Here is a 16,946-nt window from a genome sequence, read left to right as displayed (position 1 = left end):
TCCGAAGCCGCAATCGACTTAGGATCGCTCCCCTGAATCTATCCAACGCTTGTTGACCTCATTCTTGACGTCGACAACGACGCGACAGATGCCGATATCGGCAATGCCACCTTCCGCCGCCTAAATTGCGTGGCGTTGATCGAGACGAGAAGCCTACATGCGCCGCGCGAATTGCTACCTGGTGGTTATACTGGCGCTTACTTCAATCGCAGGAGCAGTTCTGTTTTTCGCCGCAAGACCGTTCGGCTCGACCAGTTCCGATGCGATCTTTCTGCCGTTCGATCTCCGATACAATGGTGCTTACAAGCTGCACAGCCTGCCGTCGCACGGCCTGGATATCCTTTGGATCGGGTCTTCGCGCGCCGCCACCTTCCGTTCGAATGCGTTCCAGCCGTACAGCTTCTACAACATGTCGTTCACTGCGTGGACGACCGACCAGATCGCGGACGTCTTCGAACGCGCGACCCGGGACACCAAGCCTCGCGTCGTGATCCTCTCTCTCGACTATTTTCTCTTTACCGACGCCTGGGAGCAGGCAAATGCCGGCTCCAGGACAATGATCTACGGACAGACATGGACCTATCTGCGCTCGAGCATCGCGGATTTCCTCCAAACTGCACTCAAGCACCCGCGAATTCTGCAGAAGGCGTTGTTTGAGGCGGGGCCGTTTGTCGGCACGCAGGCGCTTCTGCAGGAAGAAGGGTTTCGCCGGGACGGCTCGTATCAGTTCTCCGCGTCCCATATCGACGATGCACGCCAACGCCATCAGACCGCGGAAACGCTGGTACAGGCGATCCCCGGGGGCACTGAAATGTCGGAGCGCCAGATGGCGGCAATCGGCCGGATCGCCGAGATGGCGAAGCAGCGCGGCATCACGCTCGTCGGCGTGCAGTTGCCATTCATTCGCGCCGGAATCGATTATCTTGATCACAACGAATCCTACCGGGACTACGCGGGCGTGTGGCGCGAGTTCGAAAGTGATCGAAATCGCAACCGGCTCGAGACACTCGGCATTCGGTTTTTCGACCTGGCACGCTCGCCGATCAACGATGATAAGGCGAATTTCGTCGACTCCTATCATGTCAGCGAGCTCGGAGCGCTGCGCGTCATCCAACGACTGCTCGACCTTCCTGGATTTCGCGCGATCTTTCCGGACATCGACTCGGTCAGGACCGAGCAGCATGTTCGAGAAGTCACCTCAGAAAGCCGACCGGCTTTGCGGATCGGTTCCCCCTAGACTGCCAGCCTGATTCAGCCGGATCGCTGCCGGTCGGGATCGCCGCGCTGATAGCCTTAAGCGCCCTGTCCGTAGGGGCGTACCGGATAAGCGCGCCCTGGCTCCTCAGGAAGTCACTTGGTCGCGCTGAACCGATTTGGGAACGCCTGCTTGAACGCCTCGGTCTTGACGATCTCACGGACGAGAAAGCTGGTGTACCGTTCCGCGCCATTCCGGTCGAGATGGCCACCACCATCAACCGTGGTCATTCCATCAAACGGCGGCGCAACCAACTCCAGGTTCAGGGCCTTGGCCAGCTCGTCCGCCTGCTGCACGCAGGATTGGCTATGCGGAACCAGGGTGAGCACGACGCGGCCGCCGATCTCCTTCAAGAGTGTCCTTGCGTAATCGATAATGGCTTGAGTGGTGTGACAGTTGGGATCGCGCGCGGACAACATCGGCTTGTTGCCCTGGGCGACGTAGGATGGGTTGGCATCCAGCCCCATGTCACCGTTAGCGATGTTGCGGTACAGTCCGGTCTGCGTGAACTGCCCGCTCTTGAATGCGGCCACCAGATCTTCGATCCGCCAGTGCAGATTGCGCCCAACCACGGTCAAGTAACCGCGCAGCCGACTGCGCTCGACCGCAACGATCGGCATTTTCTGCGGGCCAAGGGTCACATTCAGATCATTGCTGAAGAAATGGACGAACTGATCATCTGCATTGATCACCCAAAGCGGCGGATGAATCTTCCAGCGGTTGATCACCCGGCGCGAAAACTCGCCGCCCCGCAGACCGACGAACGCCATATTGTAGATCTTCAGCTGGTCGAACTGAGGAGCGGCTTCGAGAGTTCGCCTGTCGAGCGCATAACTGACGAAGGACGGACCCAGGAAGATGATGTCTGCACTCTTGGCCGCGGCCACCGAGGACCCGACATTGCTGTAGAATATGTCCTGATCCTGGATTTGCGGGACGCTGCGCCCCCCGAAGTTGCGATACCACTCCGCGTTGCCATCGCGAGGAATCTGCGAAAAGTAGTCGCCGAACATCCAGCCGTCATGCGAGAGCAACGACAGGCTGGCGGAGAAGATGAAGAGCAGAGCAAGTCCGCAAACACCGACGACGGCAAGATAGCGCCCGGCCGCGAGCGTTCCCGACGTTGCCTTCAGGCCCGCCCCGGTGACTGTCGACATCGCAAGATCTCGCTTAGACTGACTTTGGACCCACAAGGGAACACTTTCCACGGCCTCGAATACAGCGGCAGCCCAGTCAACTCAAGCCAAGGCTCCAGATGCCTGTGGGTGCGTCACTGAAACGAGAAGGACAGCGCGGAAAAGTCCTGCCAAGGCATCGTACCGGATAGGAAGAAGCACCGCCCCATCCGGAGCAACACGCCTGGGTGCATGACCCCGAACGGCAAATCCATTTGCCCGCAATCCAGGGGGGGGCAGCTTCGCATGTTGAGCCGAAAAGCGGCCAAATGCGACCTCAGCGTCTTTTTAGCGGGGCACAACAGTCTGCGGCGATGACACAATCCCACAGACTTTCCTGGCTTGATCCCAGGAGCAACTTGGCAGCGTCGGTAATCATTGGTAAAGCAACGCGACGCGCCGCAACATCAAGAAACTTGTTATGCTCTTCACGCAGTTTGAGTTTCTGTTCCTGTTCCTTCCGGTGACCTTCGCCGGATACTTCCTGCTTGCGCGCTTTTTCGTGTCGCCGGTCGCGCGGCTGAGCTGGCTCGCCGCGGCGTCGCTGACCTTCTACGGCTACTGGGACATCCATTTTGTCCCGATCATCCTGGTCTCCATCGTGTTCAATTACACAATGGGCCTGTTGATCGCGGGACAGAGCGGCAAGGCGCGCAACGGACTGTTTGCGGCTGCGATCGCGCTCAACCTGGGAGCGCTCGCTTTCTACAAATACACGAATTTCGGCATTCAGATCCTCAATGCGCTCACGGCATCGAAGTACCCTTCGCTTGCCATCGTGCTGCCCTTGGGTATCTCGTTCTTCACCTTTACCCAGATCGCCTACCTTGCCGACGTTTATGGCGGCTACGCCAGCGAGCGGAGCTTCGTCAAATACGGTCTTTTCGTCACCTATTTTCCGCATCTGGTTGCGGGACCGATCCTCCATCATCGCGAGATGATGCCGCAGTTCGGCTCAGAGGACAGCAGAAAGATCTCCATCGAGAACGTGGCAATCGGCCTCACGATCCTGACGATCGGCCTGTTCAAGAAGTCATTCATCGCCGACGGATTCGGGCTGGTCGCGAATCCGGTCTTCCAGGCCGCCAATTCAAGCCATCTCCATCTTATGGACGCCTGGGGCGGCGCGCTCGCCTACTCGCTTCAGATCTATTTCGACTTTTCCGGATACTCGGACATGGCGATCGGCATCTCGATCATGTTCGGCATCAAGCTGCCTTTCAATTTCGATTCGCCCTACAAGTCGCAAAGCATCGTGGAATTCTGGCGTCGGTGGCACATCTCGCTATCGCGTTTCCTACGAGACTATCTGTACATTCCACTCGGCGGCAACCGCCACGGCCAGCACAGGCGCAACGTCAATCTGTTCATGACGATGCTGCTCGGCGGCCTTTGGCACGGCGCCGGCTTCACCTTCATCATCTGGGGAGCGCTGCACGGCCTCTTCCTCATTGTGAATCATCGCTGGAGCAAGTTCGTGGAGAGGCAGCCGGCGCTTGCCCGCTGGTCAGGAACCCTCTCTTACGCCGCGGCGGCGCTGGTTCTGACCCAGATCATGGTCGTGCTGGCCTGGGTTTTCTTCCGCGCCGACAATCCGAATGCGGCCGTCCGGCTGATCAAGGGCATGATCGGCCTGTCGAACCCCGAGAAGATCACGATGACGAACCTGGTCGATGGCCGGGTGATGATCGCGATCCTGCTGGGCTACGTTGCATGCCTCGCACTGCCCAACGTCAACGGGATGTTCGAACGCTGGAAGGTCGGGCTCGAGACCTATCACAATCCGCGGCCCTGGAGCATCCTGAGCCTGAACTGGCGGCCATCCCTGCCGTGGGCGGTGGGAACGTCGGTGGCGCTGGTTGCCGCGGTACTCATGAACATCATCGCGGGGGATACGTCCCAGTTCCTGTATTTTCAGTTCTAATTCGCGAACAGTCGCAAACCGCGTAACCAAGGCGCGATCACGACCAGCAACGGTGCAAGTGACCGCCGCATGATCGATCCGCCAGGCTCAACAGATGCCCTGCCAGCTGCCGGTGTGACACGGCGATATCTCATGGGTGTTCTGGCCGCTTCGGCCGTTGCGGGCTATCTGCCGCCGGCTTGCCTGTTTCAGGCGGCACATCCGTTCGGTGCAGCAGCCAGCTTGCAGGACCTGGCGGACTCGCAACGAAATCATCCGGAGCAGATCGTCCTGCCTTACGATCTGCGCCACAACGCGGCATTCAAGCTGGCGAGGATGGCGCAGGAACGCCCCGAGGTCGTCTGGATCAGCACCTCGCGCGCAGGAACATTTCGCGCGGACCTGTTTGCCCCGTACAGCTTCTACAACCTGTCCTTCACGGCATGGACCACGGGCCAGACGGCCGAACTGTTCGAGCGCGCCACCAGGCTGCACCGACCACGGGCTGCGATTCTCTCGCTGGACCATTTCTTGTTTGCCGACCGTTGGGAAGAGTGGTTCGCGATCAAGCGAGAGATGCAATACGATCATCCCCTCACCTATCTGAGGGGAAGCCTGCTGGATTTCGCCCGCACCGCGACGCGTCATCCCGGGACGTTCAGAGATTATCTGACCGCGCCGAGCGCCTTCGTCGGGACCCAGTCCATCCTTCACCAGGAGGGGTTCCGCAATGACGGCTCTTACGTCTATTCGCCCGCCCACCTCGCCGATGCCCGGTCGCGCTATATGAACGCCGAAACGCTCGCGGAGACCCTGCCGCGCGCACCAGGCCTGTCATCCTGGCTCAAGCAGCCGATCGTTCGAATGGCCGAGATCGCGCGGGAGCGCGGGGTGAGGCTCGTCGGCGTCCAGCTGCCATTCATCCGTTCGGGGGTCGCGTTGCTGGATCGCGAGCAGAATGCAGCCAACGGCTTCGGAGCCTGGCGTGAATTCGCGACTGAGGAAACCCGTGCCTGGCTACGCAGCCTTGGAGTTCCGCTGTTCGACCTGGCTCGACTCACGATGGCCGACGAGCCCTCCAGCTTCGTCGACGCTTACCATCTCGCCGAAGACGGTGCAGCCAGGGTCATGCTTCATCTGCTGAAGAATCCGGATTTTCGAGCATTGTTTCCCAGGATCGATCCGGATCGAGTTGCATTCTGACCTGATCGAACGCCGCGCAGCTCGGTAGCCATCTGCGTGAGCCGGCGCTCCCGACCTCGTAACTGCCGCCACAATCAAGCCCGGAGAAACACGGATTGCGGGCCTAATTGTCCGCAATTAGAAGCGAACGATACCGGCAAATTGGACGTTTGTTGTGGCGCGATATGTTGCGATCGTCATTGCGCTTTTCGTCGCCGCGTTCATTCCGCTGCTGGTGGTCTTGGAGTGGGCGGGCTGGCGATTGGGCGCAACGATCCCGCTGTCGACGATCGCCTCCGAGCAGTCGCAAACTGAACGGGTTGTCTGGCTCGGCTCGTTCAAGGATTATGCTCCCTACAAGCTCGAACGCATCAAGCGGGTCCAGCCCGAGGTGCTGCTGGTCGGAAGCTCGCGCTGCGGTCAGGCTCGCGCGCAGATGTTCCGTCCTTATGTCGCCTACAACGCCTGCCTCACGGCGTGGCCACTGACGCATGTCGTCGATTTCATTGACCGCGCAACCCGGGTCGCGAAGCCCCGAATCGTCATTGTCGCTCTGGATTACTTCCTGTTCGGCGACTTTCTCGCCGAAGCCTGGCAGAAGGAGCGGACGATGGATTTCAGCCAGGGCCTCGACTCTCATCGGCGTAAGCTGCACGACGTCGCCGACTTCGTGATCCGGAACAACGGAGATCGCGATGCGATCCTGGCGGCTGTCACGGCGCCGCAGACCGAACCGGTGGATGGCAACAGGCTGGTTGGAACAGAGGCGATCCGCGGCAAGTTCGGCTTCCGACAGGACGGTTCGGTGATGGTTGCTCCCCCCTATCGGCGAATAGCGGACGAGACATTGTCACGTGGCCCCCAATATGTGACGTCCTCGTTTCCTGGAGCCCCGCAGCTCAGCGAACGGCAGTTCGGCGAGATCGAGCGTCTGTCACGCCTCGCGCATGAACGCCAGTTCCAGGTCATCGCGATCCAATATCCGTTTCTTGAAAGCGCCGCAGCCTTCCTCGATACAAACGAGTCCTATTGGCCCTATTCAGGGATCTGGCGCGACCTCAAGAGTGAGCAGACGGCAAACAGATTCGCCAGGCTCGGAATTTCGTTCTTCGATATGAGTCGCACACAGACCTCGCAGGACCCCAACAATTTCTTTGATCCTGCGCATCCCTCCGAACGGGGCATGTTGAAGACGTATCTCGCTTTGCTGGAAAAGCCCGACTTCGCCAAATACCTTCCGCGGATTGACCGCAGCAGCTTGGCGGCAGACCTCGACCGCGGACAGAACGAGCAGTTCGACCTTTACCACTGAGTTGCCCCGGCGCGTTCACACCGCGAATCAGCTGATTCGCCGCCCGCGACGAGGACGCCACCTCCAAGTCTGGTCCCGCGGAACCAGCATGAGTACAGTCGCCACGGGACCAGTGGCGGGTGAGCACTGCGCTTGGCCTCGATCGATCCGTTACAGGCAAGCCCGCGGCAAAGCTGGTGATCCGGTGGCGGGACGGGATTTTCGCGCGAGATCGCAGCGGATGCAACCAGCGGCGCCGCCGCGGCATCAGCTGGACCAGCGGCCGCTCCCTCGAGGCGCTATCATCCCTTAGCAAAACCACATTTTTCTTGGCGAATGCCGCAGCGTGCCGAATGTCATGTTCGCGTAAGCAGGTGAAACAACCATCCGTTGCAGTGGCAGCCCGAATCTCAGTCCGTTGTGCCGAGGGGTTTGTGCTGCTGCGCACACCTGTTAAAGAGATGGGCCGAAAAACCTGGATGCCGCCGGTTCATTGCTTCAGATCATGAGAATGCTTCGACTTTTTACAATGAAATCAACGTCCGCGAGCAGCCACGTGCTTGATGGAACGGCGTGTCCCGACGCCGGGACGCCAAGCCGGTCATGCATTTCACGTCAGCGATTCGGTCATCCTGCTCGCATGAGACCTGCAATGTCATCTCAGTTGTCGCAGCGCGGCTGAGCCGGAGACGAATCTTGGATCAGGTGATCGATATGACCCAGACGGATCTGGCCTGTCAGACTATTCGCACGTCCTGTGAGCCTGGGCAGACGATTGCCTTCGTATCGGGCAATTTCAACGTCGTGCACCCCGGACATCTGCGGCTGCTGAAATTCGCGGCTGAACAGGCAGATGTGCTCGTCGTCGGGGTCAACCCCGATTCCACACCGGGCGTGACTTTGGCGCAGGACATGCGCCTGGAAAATGTACGCTCCATCGCCTTTGTGCACCATGCCGTGCGGCTGGAAACGTCCGCGTCCGAGTTCATCTCGCACCTGAAGCCGACCGTCGTCGTCAAGGGCAAGGAGTTCGAGGACCGCGCCAATCCCGAACAGGAGGCAGTCGACTCCTATGGCGGCCGGCTGATCTTCTCATCCGGCGAGTTGCGTTTCGCCTCCCTGTCCCTTTTGGAACGGGACGCAAACGTCGATATCTCAACCGTCCGCAAGCCGCAGGAATTCCCCAAGCGCCACGGTTTCGAGATCGGAGCCTTGAAGGATCTGCTCGGCAAGCTTGCCGGCATGCGGGTGGCCGTCATCGGCGACCTGATCGTGGACGAGTACGTCACCTGCGACGCCGTCGGCATGTCCCAGGAGGATCCGACCATCGTCGTGACGCCGCTGATGACCCGCACCTTTGTCGGCGGCGCCGGCGCGGTAGCAGCACATGCACATGGTCTCGGCGCCGACGTGCAGTTCTTCACGCTGGTCGGTGACGATGAGGCGGCGCGCTTTGCCCGTCACACGCTTGAGCAGCATGGCGTGAGTTTCAACGCTTTCACGGACCAGACGCGCCCGACCACGCGAAAGCAGCGCTTTCGCGCGCTGAATAAGACGTTGCTGCGGGTCAATCATCTGCGCCAGCACGCCTCCGACGCGGATCTGCAGCGGCAGATGCTGACCTCGGTCGAGCGCGCCCTGAAGACCTGTGATCTGCTGCTGTTCTCCTGCTTCAACTACGGCTGCCTGCCGCAGGATCTGGTCGACGCGGTGGCGGATCGCGCCCGCTCCAAGGGCGTGATGATGGCGGCTGACAGCCAGGTGTCGTCGCAGACCGGCGACGTCTCCCGTTTCAAGGGCATGACCCTGCTGACCCCGACCGAGCGCGAGGCACGCGTTGCGTTGAACGACTTCATCTCGGGCCTGGCTGTCATCAGCGAACGGCTGGTCGAACGGGCCCGTACCAAGAACCTGGTGATTACGCTGGGCGCCGAAGGCGCGCTGATCAACACCATGGCGGAGGGTATCTTCACCTCCGACCGCCTGCCCGCGTTCAATCCGTCGCCGAAGGACGTGTCCGGCGCGGGCGACAGCTTCTTCATGGCCTGCTCGATGGGCCTGCGCGCGGGAGCCGATATCTGGGAAGCCTCCTATCTCGGCTCACTGGCCGCAGCTCTCCAGGTCTCCCGGGTCGGCAACCTGCCGCTGACGACCGCGGAACTGGTCAAGGAAATCGACGAAACCGGCTTCAGCCACGAGTAGGATGCCGTCATGCGTGCCCTTCTGCTCGCCGCCGGCATCGGAAGCCGGCTGCGCCCGCTGACCAACACGACGCCGAAATGCCTGGTCCGTGTGCACGACCGGCCGCTTTTGGACTATTGGCTCGACCTCGTTTTTGAGGGCGGCGTCGAGCGGGCGCTCCTGAACACCCACTGGCTCGCAGAGCAGGTGCAAGCTCATGTCGCCCAGTCGCGGTGGCGCGACCGGATCGACCTCGTTCACGAAGATGAACTGCTCGGCACGGGTGGCACCGTGCTCGCCAACCGGGCCTGGTTCGCCGACCAGCCATTTCTCGTGGCCCATGCCGACAATCTCACGGATTTCGACGTCGAGGGGCTGCTCGCGGCGCATCGCAACCGGCCGTCCGGCTGTATCATGACGATGCTCGCATTCCGAACTGACGATCCGAGTTCATGCGGTATCCTCGAGCTGGATCAGCAGAACAGGGTGCTCGCCTTCCACGAGAAGGTCAAAAATCCGCCTGGGAACCTCGCCAATGGCGCGGTCTATGTGTTCGAGCATGCTGTCATCGACGACATCGCGGCGCTCGGAAAGAGCGTCGTCGATCTCTCGACCGAGGTCATCCCCAACTATCTGGGACGCATTTTATGCGTGGAAACGAGCGGTTATCATCGGGATATCGGTAACCCGGAAAGCTTGCGCCGGGCCCATTTGGAGTTTAATCACAGACCGCGCCGTGGCGAGGACGCTTGACGGGCGGCTTTGGCCGCTGGGTTGGTCGCCCACCTCTGCCAATTTGTATAAGGGTGCGAACGACGCACCAGCCGGCGAGACGACAGGCGAGCCACGGGGATTCTGTAGATGAAAATATTCGTGACCGGAGCGTGCGGCTACAAGGGCAGCGTGCTGGTGCCGAAGCTTTTGAAGGCCGGCCACAAGGTCGTCGCGTTCGACATCATGTGGTTCGGCAATTTCCTGGAGCCACATCCGGACCTGACGGTCGTCCAGGGTGACGTCCGCAATCCGGACGCGATCGACCTGACCGGCGTCGACGCGATCATTCATCTGTCCAGCGTCGCCAACGACCCTTGCGGCGATCTCGATCCGAAGCTCACCTGGGAGATCTCCTGCCTCGCCACGATGCAGCTCGCTGATCGCGCCTATCGGCACGGGATCAAGCGCTTCATCTACGCCTCCTCCGGCAGCGTCTATGGCGTCAAGGAAGAGGAGCAGGTGACTGAGGATCTCGAACTGCTGCCGATCTCCGAATACAACAAGACCAAGATGTGCGGCGAGCGCATTGTGCTGTCCTACAAGGACGACATGGTGGTGCAGATCGTCCGTCCTGCCACCGTGTGCGGCTATTCTCCGCGCCAGCGCCTCGACGTGTCGGTGAACATGCTGACGATGCAGGCATTGATGAATGGCCGAATCACTGTGTTCGGCGGCGACCAGACCCGGCCGAACATTCACATCGACGACATCACCGACCTTTATCTGTTCCTGCTCGATCATCCTGAGCACACCGGCGTCTACAATGCCGGCTTCGAGAACATCTCGATCCTCGACATCGCCAAGCTCGTCACCAAGCACGTGCCGGCCGAGGTCGTCGTGACGCCCTCGAACGATCCGCGCAGCTACCGCGTCAATTCCGATCGCCTGCTCGCGACCGGTTTCCGCCCGAAGAAGACGGTGGAGGACGCGATCAAGGAAATCATCGGCATGTATTCGCAGGGCCAGCTGAAGAATGACGACCGCTGGTACAATCTGAAATGGATGGAGAAAGAGGTCGTGAAATGAACGCCCTCACCTTCAAGACCCCCGGCAGCCTGTTCGCCGACTACACCAGCCGCTTCAGCACCGTGCTGAAGGACTTTGACTGGTCTCCCGTCGAGAAGCTCGCCTATGATCTGCGCGACTGCTGGCAGACCGGCCGGCAGGTGTTCTTCTGCGGCAATGGCGGCAGCGGCGGCAACGCCAACCACCTCGCCAACGACTTCCTCTACGCGCTGTCGAAGACGCCGGGCTCGGGCCTGCGCGTGCATTCGCTGTCGTCGAACCCGTCCGTGATCACCTGCCTCGCCAATGACGAAGGCTACGACCAGGTGTTCTCGCTGCAGCTCGCGGTGCTCGCGCGCAAGGGCGACGTGCTGATCACCTTCTCCGGCTCCGGTAACTCGCCGAACATCCTGAAGGCGCTCGAAGAGGCCAAGACGGTCGGTATGACCAGCTATGCCGTGCTCGGCTTCTCCGGCGGCAAGGCCAAGGCGCTTGCCGACGTGCCGATCCACTTCGCGGTCAACGACATGCAGATCGCCGAGGATGCGCAGATGGTGATCGGCCACATGATCATGCAGTGGCTGTACGCCCAGCGCGGCGAGATCATCACGACGCGCGAGGTCTGACGGGCAAGGACGATGGCTGCGAACGAAAAGTACCTGATACTCGGCTCGAACTCGTTTTCGGGCGCAACCTTCGTCGATTTCCTGGCTGCGGCCGGTCACGACGTCATCGCGACCAGCCGCTCGGACGAGCCGCATGAGGCGTTCCTGCCCTACAAGTGGCAGAAGCGTCCCGGCAATGTCCGCTTCAAGCGCGTCGATCTCAACCACGATCTCGATGCGCTGAAGGCGCTGCTGGCGGCCGAGCGGCCGACCCATGTCGTGAACTTCGCAGCCCAAAGCATGGTCGGCGAGAGCTGGCTGTATCCGGACCACTGGATGATGACCAACGTCGTCTCGGCCGTCCGCTTGCACGACATCCTGCGCAACTATGACGGCCTCGACCGCTACGTCCACGTCACGACGCCGGAAGTCTACGGCTCGACCGAGGGCTGGGTCCGTGAGGACGCAGCCTTCAACCCGTCGACGCCCTACGCGGTGTCGCGCGCGGCTGGCGACATGAGCCTGCGCACCTATTTCGCCAACTACCAATTCCCCGTGGTCTTCACCCGCGCCGCCAATGTCTACGGCCCGGGCCAGCAGCTCTACCGGATCGTGCCGCGGACCATCGTCGCCGCGATGACCGGGCAGAAGTTGCGGCTCGACGGGGGCGGCAAGTCGGTGCGCGTGTTCATCCACATGACCGACGTGTCGGACGCGACGGTGAAGATCGGCCGCAGCGGCAAGCTCGGCGAGACCTACCACATCTCCGGCTATGAGCTGGTCTCGATCCGCACGCTGGTCGAGATGATCCTGGCCCGGCTCGGCAAGTCGTTCGAAGACTGCGTCGAGATCGGCCCGGAGCGGCCGGGCAAGGATACCGCCTATACGCTCGACAGCTTCAAGCTGCGCACCGAGCTCGGCTGGCGCGACACCTACTCGCTGGAACAGGGCATCGACGACGTCATCGCCTGGGCGCGACGCTTCGAGAATGTCATGGCCAAGCTGCCGACCAAGTACGAACATAAACCCTGATCGACACCCTGATCGACCCCTGCGCTTCCTGACGGGAAGCGCGACTGGAGAGCACGATGAACGTTGCAGTCCGGAGCACCGAGGCCAAGCCCGACGTCGCCGCCCTGAAGGCGCAGGCCGCCAGGCTGCGCGGCAAGATCATCGAGATGTCGCACAAGGCCCAGGCCGCGCATCTGGCCTCGTCGCTGTCCTGCGCCGATGCGATGACTGCTGCTTATTGGCACGTGCTGAACATCGACCCGAAAAACCCCACCGATCCGCTGCGCGACCGGTTCATCCTGTCCAAGGGTCATGCCGCCGCGGCGCTGTTCGCGACCTTGGCGATGAAGGGCTACTTCCCGATCGAGGAGCTCGATACCTATTGCCAGGACGGCGGCCGGCTCGCCGAACATCCGCCGGCGAACCTTCTGCCCGGCGTCGAGGCCGCGACCGGCTCGCTCGGCCACGGCCTGCCGCTGGGCTGCGGCATGGCGCTGGCGGGCCGCATCAAGGGCGAGAGCTTCCGCGTGTTCGCTCTGCTGTCGGACGGCGAGAACAATGAGGGCTCGGTCTGGGAGGCCGCGATGTTCGCCGCCGCCCAGAAACTCGAGAATGTCTGCGTCGTCGTCGACTACAACAAGTGGCAGGCCACCGCGCGCTCCAACGAGACCCTGATGCTGGCGCCGCTGCGCGACAAATGGGCCGCCTTCGGCTGGGACGCGCATGAGATCGACGGCCATGACGTCGGCGCGCTCGCCGAGGCCATGCAGAACATTCCGAACGGGTCGGGCAAGCCGGTGGCGCTGATCGCCCACACGGTCAAGGGCAAGGGCGTGTCGTTCATGGAGGACGACAACAACTGGCATTACCGCGCCCCCACCGCTGAGGAAGTCGTCAAGTCGTTCAAGGAGCTCGGCCTGTCATGAGAAACGCATTCGCGGACGAACTGACCAAGCTCGGCAACGAGGACAGCCGCGTCGTCATGCTGTCGGGTGACATCGGCAACCGGCTGTTCGACAAGTTCAAGGACAAGCATCCGAGCCGCTTCTTCAACTGCGGCGTCGCCGAAGCCAACATGATGGGCGTTGCCGCCGGCATGGCCATGAACGGCCTGCGCCCGGTCGCCTACACCATCACCCCCTTCGTGACGACGCGCTGCCTGGAGCAGATCCGCACCGACGTCTGCTATCACGAGGCGCCAGTCACGATCGTCGCGGTCGGCGCCGGCCTCGCTTATTCCGGTCTCGGCCCGACCCACCACGCCTGCGAGGACATCTCGTTCCTGCGCTCGATCCCGAACATGGTCGTGATCTGCCCCGGCGACGCTTTCGAGGTGCGCGGTGCGCTGCGCGCGGCGATGCAGCAGGACCGGCCGGTCTACATCCGCATGGGCAAGAAGGGCGAGCCTGTCGTTCACAAGGGCCCGATTGCGGATTTCAAGATCGGCAAGGCGATCACGATCGAGGAAGGCAGCGATGTGTGCCTGCTCTCGACCGGCAACATGCTGCCGGAAGTCATTGAGGCCGCACACAAGTTGAAGGAGAAGGGCATCTCCGCCGAGGTCGTCAGCTTTCACACCGTGAAGCCGCTGGATGAGGACAAGCTCAAGCAGGCCTTCAGCCGCTTCAAGCTTGTCGCGACCATCGAGGAGCATTCGCTGATCGGCGGCTTCGGCTCGGCCGTGTCCGAATGGCTTGCCGATACCGAGACGAAGCACCAGAAGTTCCTGCGCTTCGGCACGCCGGACGCCTTCTTCAAGAAATCAGGCGAACAGGAATATGCTCGCGAGGAGCTGGGACTGACCGGCCACCAGATCGCGGACAAGATCATCCACGCGTTGAGCTGAGACATCACATGAAGACCCAAGCTGCCCTCCTGGTCCAGACCGGCCAGCCGCTCGTCCTGGCCGAGATCGAGACGCCGGCCCTGAAGCCGGGGCAGGTCCTGGTCGAGATCGCTTATTCCGGCGCCTGCGGCACGCAGGTGATGGAGTGGCGCGGCGACAAGGGCGAGGACAAATGGGTGCCGCATTGCCTGGGCCATGAAGGCACCGGCACGGTGATCGAAGCCGGCAGCGCCGTCACCAAGGTCAAGGTCGGCGACAAGGTCGTACTGTCCTGGATCAAGGGCACGGGCATCGAGGCGGGCGGCGCCGTCTATGACTGGGACGGCAAGAAGGTCAACGCCGGCGGCGTCACCACCTTCCAGCGCCATGCCGTGGTCAGCGAAAACCGCCTGACCCTGCTGCCGCCGGACCTGCCGATGGATGTCGCCGTGCTGCTCGGCTGCGCCGCTCCGACTGGCATGGGCGCGGTCTACAACGTGCTGAAGGTCCAGCCCGGCGATGCGGTCGCCGTGTTCGGCACCGGCGGCATCGGTCTGAACGCGCTGATGGCCGCCGCACTCGCCGGCGCCATGCCGGTGATCGGCATCGACCCCAACCCGACGCGACGTGCGCTCGCCCAGATCTACGGCGCGACCCATGTGATCGACGCCTCCGGCGACGTGCTGGCCGAGATCAAGAAGATCGTGCCGCAGGGCGTTGATCTCGCGGTTGAGTCCTCCGGCATTCCGGCCGTGATGGAGCAGGCCATCAACGCCACCCGCCAGCAGGGCGGCCGAGCGGTGGTCATCGGCAATGCCAAGCACGGCGCCGTGCTGTCGCTCAATCCGGGCGTCTTCAACCAGGGCAAGAGCCTGCTCGGCACCTGGGGTGGCGACAGCATGCCGGATCGCGACTACGGGCGCTACGGGCGGCTCTTGAACTCCGGCCGTTTCCCGGTGCGGGACCTCCTGTCAAAGCCCTACAGCCTCGCCCAGGCCGATCAGGCGCTGCAGGATCTCGCCGCCGGCAAGGTCGGCCGTCCGCTGATCGACATGTCGCTGCGTTAAGTCCAGGCCATGCGGATCGGGATCGACTTCGACAACACGATCGCCTGCTATGACGGCGTGTTTCATGCGGCAGCCCTCGAGCGCGGCCTGATCCCGGCCGATCTCGGCCGCGACAAGAACAGCGTCCGCGACCATCTCAACGGCAGCGGCCGCAAGGACGACTTCACCGAGCTGCAGGGCTACGTCTACGGCGCCCGCATGGACCTGGTGTCGCCCTACCCCGGCTTCGCGGAGTTCGTCGCCGCGGCGCGGGCCGCCGGCCATGACCTGTTCATCGTCAGCCATAAGACCAAGCACCCCATTCTGGGCCCGAAGCACGACATGCATGCCGCCGCGCGCGGCTTCCTGACCGACCGCGGCCTGATGGGCGAAGCGTCCGGCCAGATCGCGCCCGACAGGGTGTTCTTCGAACTGACCAAGGACGAGAAGGTGGCTCGCGCCCATGCGCTGGCCTGCGAGCTGTTCGTCGACGATCTGCCGGAGATCCTGGCGATGAGCGGATTTCCGGACGGGATGCGCAAGGTGCTGTTCGATCCGGAAAACCAGTTCGCAGCCAAGCCCGTGCCTTACGAGCGTCGCGCCTCCTGGGTCGAGATCGCGGCGGATGTCGTCCGTGACCGCGGCTGAGGCCGGCGCGGACACCGATGCCGCCCTGCTGGCGCTGGCGCAGCGCCTCGCTGCGCAGGCCGGCAAGGCCACCCCCACGGCGTTGACGCGTCTGGCCGGCGGCCGCAACAATCAGGTCTTTCGCGTCGACACCGAGGCTGGCCCCCTCGTCCTCAAGCGTTACTTCACCGACGCCCGCGACAGCCGCGACCGGCTGGGCGCCGAGTGGAGCTTCATCAGCCATGCCTGGTCGCGCGGTGTTCGCGTCGTGCCCGAGCCGATGGCCTGCGACCGCGCCGTGCAGGCCGGGCTCTACAGCTTCGTCGAAGGACGCAAGCTGACCGCCGCCGAGCTGGCGCCGGCTCATGTGGATGCCGCGATTGACTTCGTGCTCGCGGTGAATGCCCCGCCGCGCCCCACTCTGGCGCCGGGATCGGAAGCCTGCTTCTCGCTCGCCGAGCACATCGCGACCGTCGAGCGCCGCGTGGCCCGGCTTGCGACGCTCGATGCCGACGTGCCGCACGTGTCCGAGGCCAGGCAGTTCGTCGCAACGCGGCTGCAGCCGGCCTGGGCAGAGGTGAAGGCAACCATTCTGCGCGGCGCCGCGGCCGAAGGCCTTGCCCTCGATGCAGCCATTCCGGCCGATCAGGTCTGCCTGTCCCCATCCGACTTCGGCTTCCACAACGCGCTGATCGACGACCAGGGCAAGCTGACCTTCCTGGATTTCGAATATGCCGGCCGCGACGACCCGGCCAAGCTGGTGTCGGACTTCTTCTGCCAGCCCGAGGTGCCGGTGCCGCTCGCCGCGCACGAGCATTTCATCGACCAGCTGGCCGACGGCCTCGGACTCGACGCGGCCAGCGTCGCACGCTGCCGCCTGCTGCTCGACGCCTACCAGGTCAAGTGGACCTGCATCATCCTGAACGACTTCCTGCCGCTCGGCGCCGTCAGACGCGCCTTCGCCGACACCGGCGCCTGGGCGCAACGCTGCGCCGTGCAGCTCGCCAAGGCCGAAGCGCAGCTCGGCCTGATCGGCGCCACATCCGACTAACCGATATCGTAACGC

At 62.6% G+C, this 16,946-nt stretch carries 15 protein-coding genes; 14 read left to right on the top strand and 1 reads right to left on the bottom strand.

Annotation, left to right across the window (positions count from 1 at the left end):
* Nucleotides 1-157 precede the first annotated feature (157 nt).
* Nucleotides 158-1,237, top strand: coding sequence for a hydrolase (locus tag HL671_RS29475; protein WP_172241133.1), 1,080 nt, complete (start codon nt 158-160; stop codon nt 1,235-1,237).
* Between the two features lie 113 nt (nt 1,238-1,350).
* Here HL671_RS29475 and HL671_RS29470 read toward each other — a convergent pair whose 3' ends face one another.
* Nucleotides 1,351-2,412 (bottom strand): hypothetical protein, encoded by a 1,062-nt coding sequence (locus HL671_RS29470; RefSeq protein WP_172241130.1) that lies wholly within the window; start codon nt 2,410-2,412, stop codon nt 1,351-1,353.
* Between the two features lie 439 nt (nt 2,413-2,851).
* Here HL671_RS29470 and HL671_RS29465 point away from each other — a divergent pair, with 439 nt between their 5' ends.
* The 13 genes from HL671_RS29465 to HL671_RS29405 all read left to right on the top strand — a co-directional run bounded on the left by HL671_RS29465 (nt 2,852) and on the right by HL671_RS29405 (nt 16,931).
* Nucleotides 2,852-4,354 carry an MBOAT family O-acyltransferase gene (locus HL671_RS29465; RefSeq protein WP_012045546.1) on the top strand — a complete coding sequence of 501 codons (1,503 nt, stop codon included), beginning with the start codon at nt 2,852-2,854 and terminating at the stop codon, nt 4,352-4,354.
* Between the two features lie 132 nt (nt 4,355-4,486).
* Entirely contained in the window at nt 4,487-5,536 is a 1,050-nt protein-coding gene (locus HL671_RS29460) for a hydrolase (protein ID WP_246706009.1), read from the top strand.
* 154 nt (nt 5,537-5,690) lie between these two features.
* Entirely contained in the window at nt 5,691-6,827 is a 1,137-nt protein-coding gene (locus HL671_RS29455; RefSeq protein ID WP_172241124.1) for a hypothetical protein, read from the top strand.
* Nucleotides 6,828-7,520: 693 nt separating this feature from the next.
* Complete coding sequence (locus tag HL671_RS29450; protein ID WP_371260213.1) at nt 7,521-9,008, top strand: PfkB family carbohydrate kinase; 1,488 nt, start codon at nt 7,521-7,523, stop codon at nt 9,006-9,008.
* Nucleotides 9,009-9,017: 9 nt separating this feature from the next.
* Entirely contained in the window at nt 9,018-9,740 is a 723-nt protein-coding gene (locus HL671_RS29445; RefSeq protein WP_172241121.1) for a nucleotidyltransferase family protein, read from the top strand.
* A 108-nt stretch (nt 9,741-9,848) separates the two neighbouring features.
* Nucleotides 9,849-10,787, top strand: coding sequence for an NAD-dependent epimerase/dehydratase family protein (locus tag HL671_RS29440; RefSeq protein WP_012045551.1), 939 nt, complete (start codon nt 9,849-9,851; stop codon nt 10,785-10,787).
* Complete coding sequence (locus tag HL671_RS29435; RefSeq protein ID WP_246579525.1) at nt 10,784-11,392, top strand: SIS domain-containing protein; 609 nt, start codon at nt 10,784-10,786, stop codon at nt 11,390-11,392. The genes HL671_RS29440 and HL671_RS29435 overlap by 4 nt, the downstream gene beginning before the upstream one ends.
* Before the next feature lie 12 nt (nt 11,393-11,404).
* The gene (locus HL671_RS29430) at nt 11,405-12,403 is read left to right on the top strand and encodes an NAD-dependent epimerase/dehydratase family protein (RefSeq protein ID WP_012045553.1); all 999 of its coding nucleotides are present in this window, start codon (nt 11,405-11,407) and stop codon (nt 12,401-12,403) included.
* A 56-nt stretch (nt 12,404-12,459) separates the two neighbouring features.
* Nucleotides 12,460-13,308 carry a transketolase gene (locus HL671_RS29425; protein ID WP_172241115.1) on the top strand — a complete coding sequence of 283 codons (849 nt, stop codon included), beginning with the start codon at nt 12,460-12,462 and terminating at the stop codon, nt 13,306-13,308.
* Nucleotides 13,305-14,228, top strand: a complete 924-nt coding sequence (locus tag HL671_RS29420) for a transketolase family protein (protein ID WP_172241112.1) — start codon at nt 13,305-13,307, stop codon at nt 14,226-14,228. The genes HL671_RS29425 and HL671_RS29420 overlap by 4 nt, the downstream gene beginning before the upstream one ends.
* Before the next feature lie 8 nt (nt 14,229-14,236).
* Nucleotides 14,237-15,274, top strand: a complete 1,038-nt coding sequence (locus HL671_RS29415; RefSeq protein ID WP_012045556.1) for a zinc-binding dehydrogenase — start codon at nt 14,237-14,239, stop codon at nt 15,272-15,274.
* A 9-nt stretch (nt 15,275-15,283) separates the two neighbouring features.
* Nucleotides 15,284-15,901: a hypothetical protein gene (locus HL671_RS29410; protein ID WP_012045557.1), complete on the top strand. Its 618-nt coding sequence runs from the start codon at nt 15,284-15,286 to the stop codon at nt 15,899-15,901.
* Nucleotides 15,888-16,931, top strand: a complete 1,044-nt coding sequence (locus HL671_RS29405; RefSeq protein ID WP_172241109.1) for an aminoglycoside phosphotransferase family protein — start codon at nt 15,888-15,890, stop codon at nt 16,929-16,931. The genes HL671_RS29410 and HL671_RS29405 overlap by 14 nt, the downstream gene beginning before the upstream one ends.
* Nucleotides 16,932-16,946 lie beyond the last annotated feature (15 nt).

This window comes from Bradyrhizobium denitrificans, from assembly GCF_013179005.1.
Taxonomy (GTDB): domain Bacteria; phylum Pseudomonadota; class Alphaproteobacteria; order Rhizobiales; family Xanthobacteraceae; genus Bradyrhizobium; species Bradyrhizobium denitrificans.
The sequence above is the reverse complement of the archived record's forward strand: the minus strand, read 5'-3'. Positions and strand labels throughout refer to the sequence as shown.

Coding starts and splice junctions, on each gene's coding strand:
- HL671_RS29445 (WP_172241121.1), top strand. CDS start 9,018: ATGCGTGCCCTTCTGCTCGCCGCCGGCATCGGAAGCCGGCTGCGCCCG.
- HL671_RS29465 (WP_012045546.1), top strand. CDS start 2,852: ATGCTCTTCACGCAGTTTGAGTTTCTGTTCCTGTTCCTTCCGGTGACC.
- HL671_RS29475 (WP_172241133.1), top strand. CDS start 158: ATGCGCCGCGCGAATTGCTACCTGGTGGTTATACTGGCGCTTACTTCA.
- HL671_RS29470 (WP_172241130.1), bottom strand. CDS start 2,412: ATGTCGACAGTCACCGGGGCGGGCCTGAAGGCAACGTCGGGAACGCTC.
- HL671_RS29430 (WP_012045553.1), top strand. CDS start 11,405: ATGGCTGCGAACGAAAAGTACCTGATACTCGGCTCGAACTCGTTTTCG.
- HL671_RS29420 (WP_172241112.1), top strand. CDS start 13,305: ATGAGAAACGCATTCGCGGACGAACTGACCAAGCTCGGCAACGAGGAC.
- HL671_RS29425 (WP_172241115.1), top strand. CDS start 12,460: ATGAACGTTGCAGTCCGGAGCACCGAGGCCAAGCCCGACGTCGCCGCC.
- HL671_RS29460 (WP_246706009.1), top strand. CDS start 4,487: ATGGGTGTTCTGGCCGCTTCGGCCGTTGCGGGCTATCTGCCGCCGGCT.
- HL671_RS29410 (WP_012045557.1), top strand. CDS start 15,284: ATGCGGATCGGGATCGACTTCGACAACACGATCGCCTGCTATGACGGC.
- HL671_RS29440 (WP_012045551.1), top strand. CDS start 9,849: ATGAAAATATTCGTGACCGGAGCGTGCGGCTACAAGGGCAGCGTGCTG.
- HL671_RS29450 (WP_371260213.1), top strand. CDS start 7,521: ATGACCCAGACGGATCTGGCCTGTCAGACTATTCGCACGTCCTGTGAG.
- HL671_RS29415 (WP_012045556.1), top strand. CDS start 14,237: ATGAAGACCCAAGCTGCCCTCCTGGTCCAGACCGGCCAGCCGCTCGTC.
- HL671_RS29435 (WP_246579525.1), top strand. CDS start 10,784: ATGAACGCCCTCACCTTCAAGACCCCCGGCAGCCTGTTCGCCGACTAC.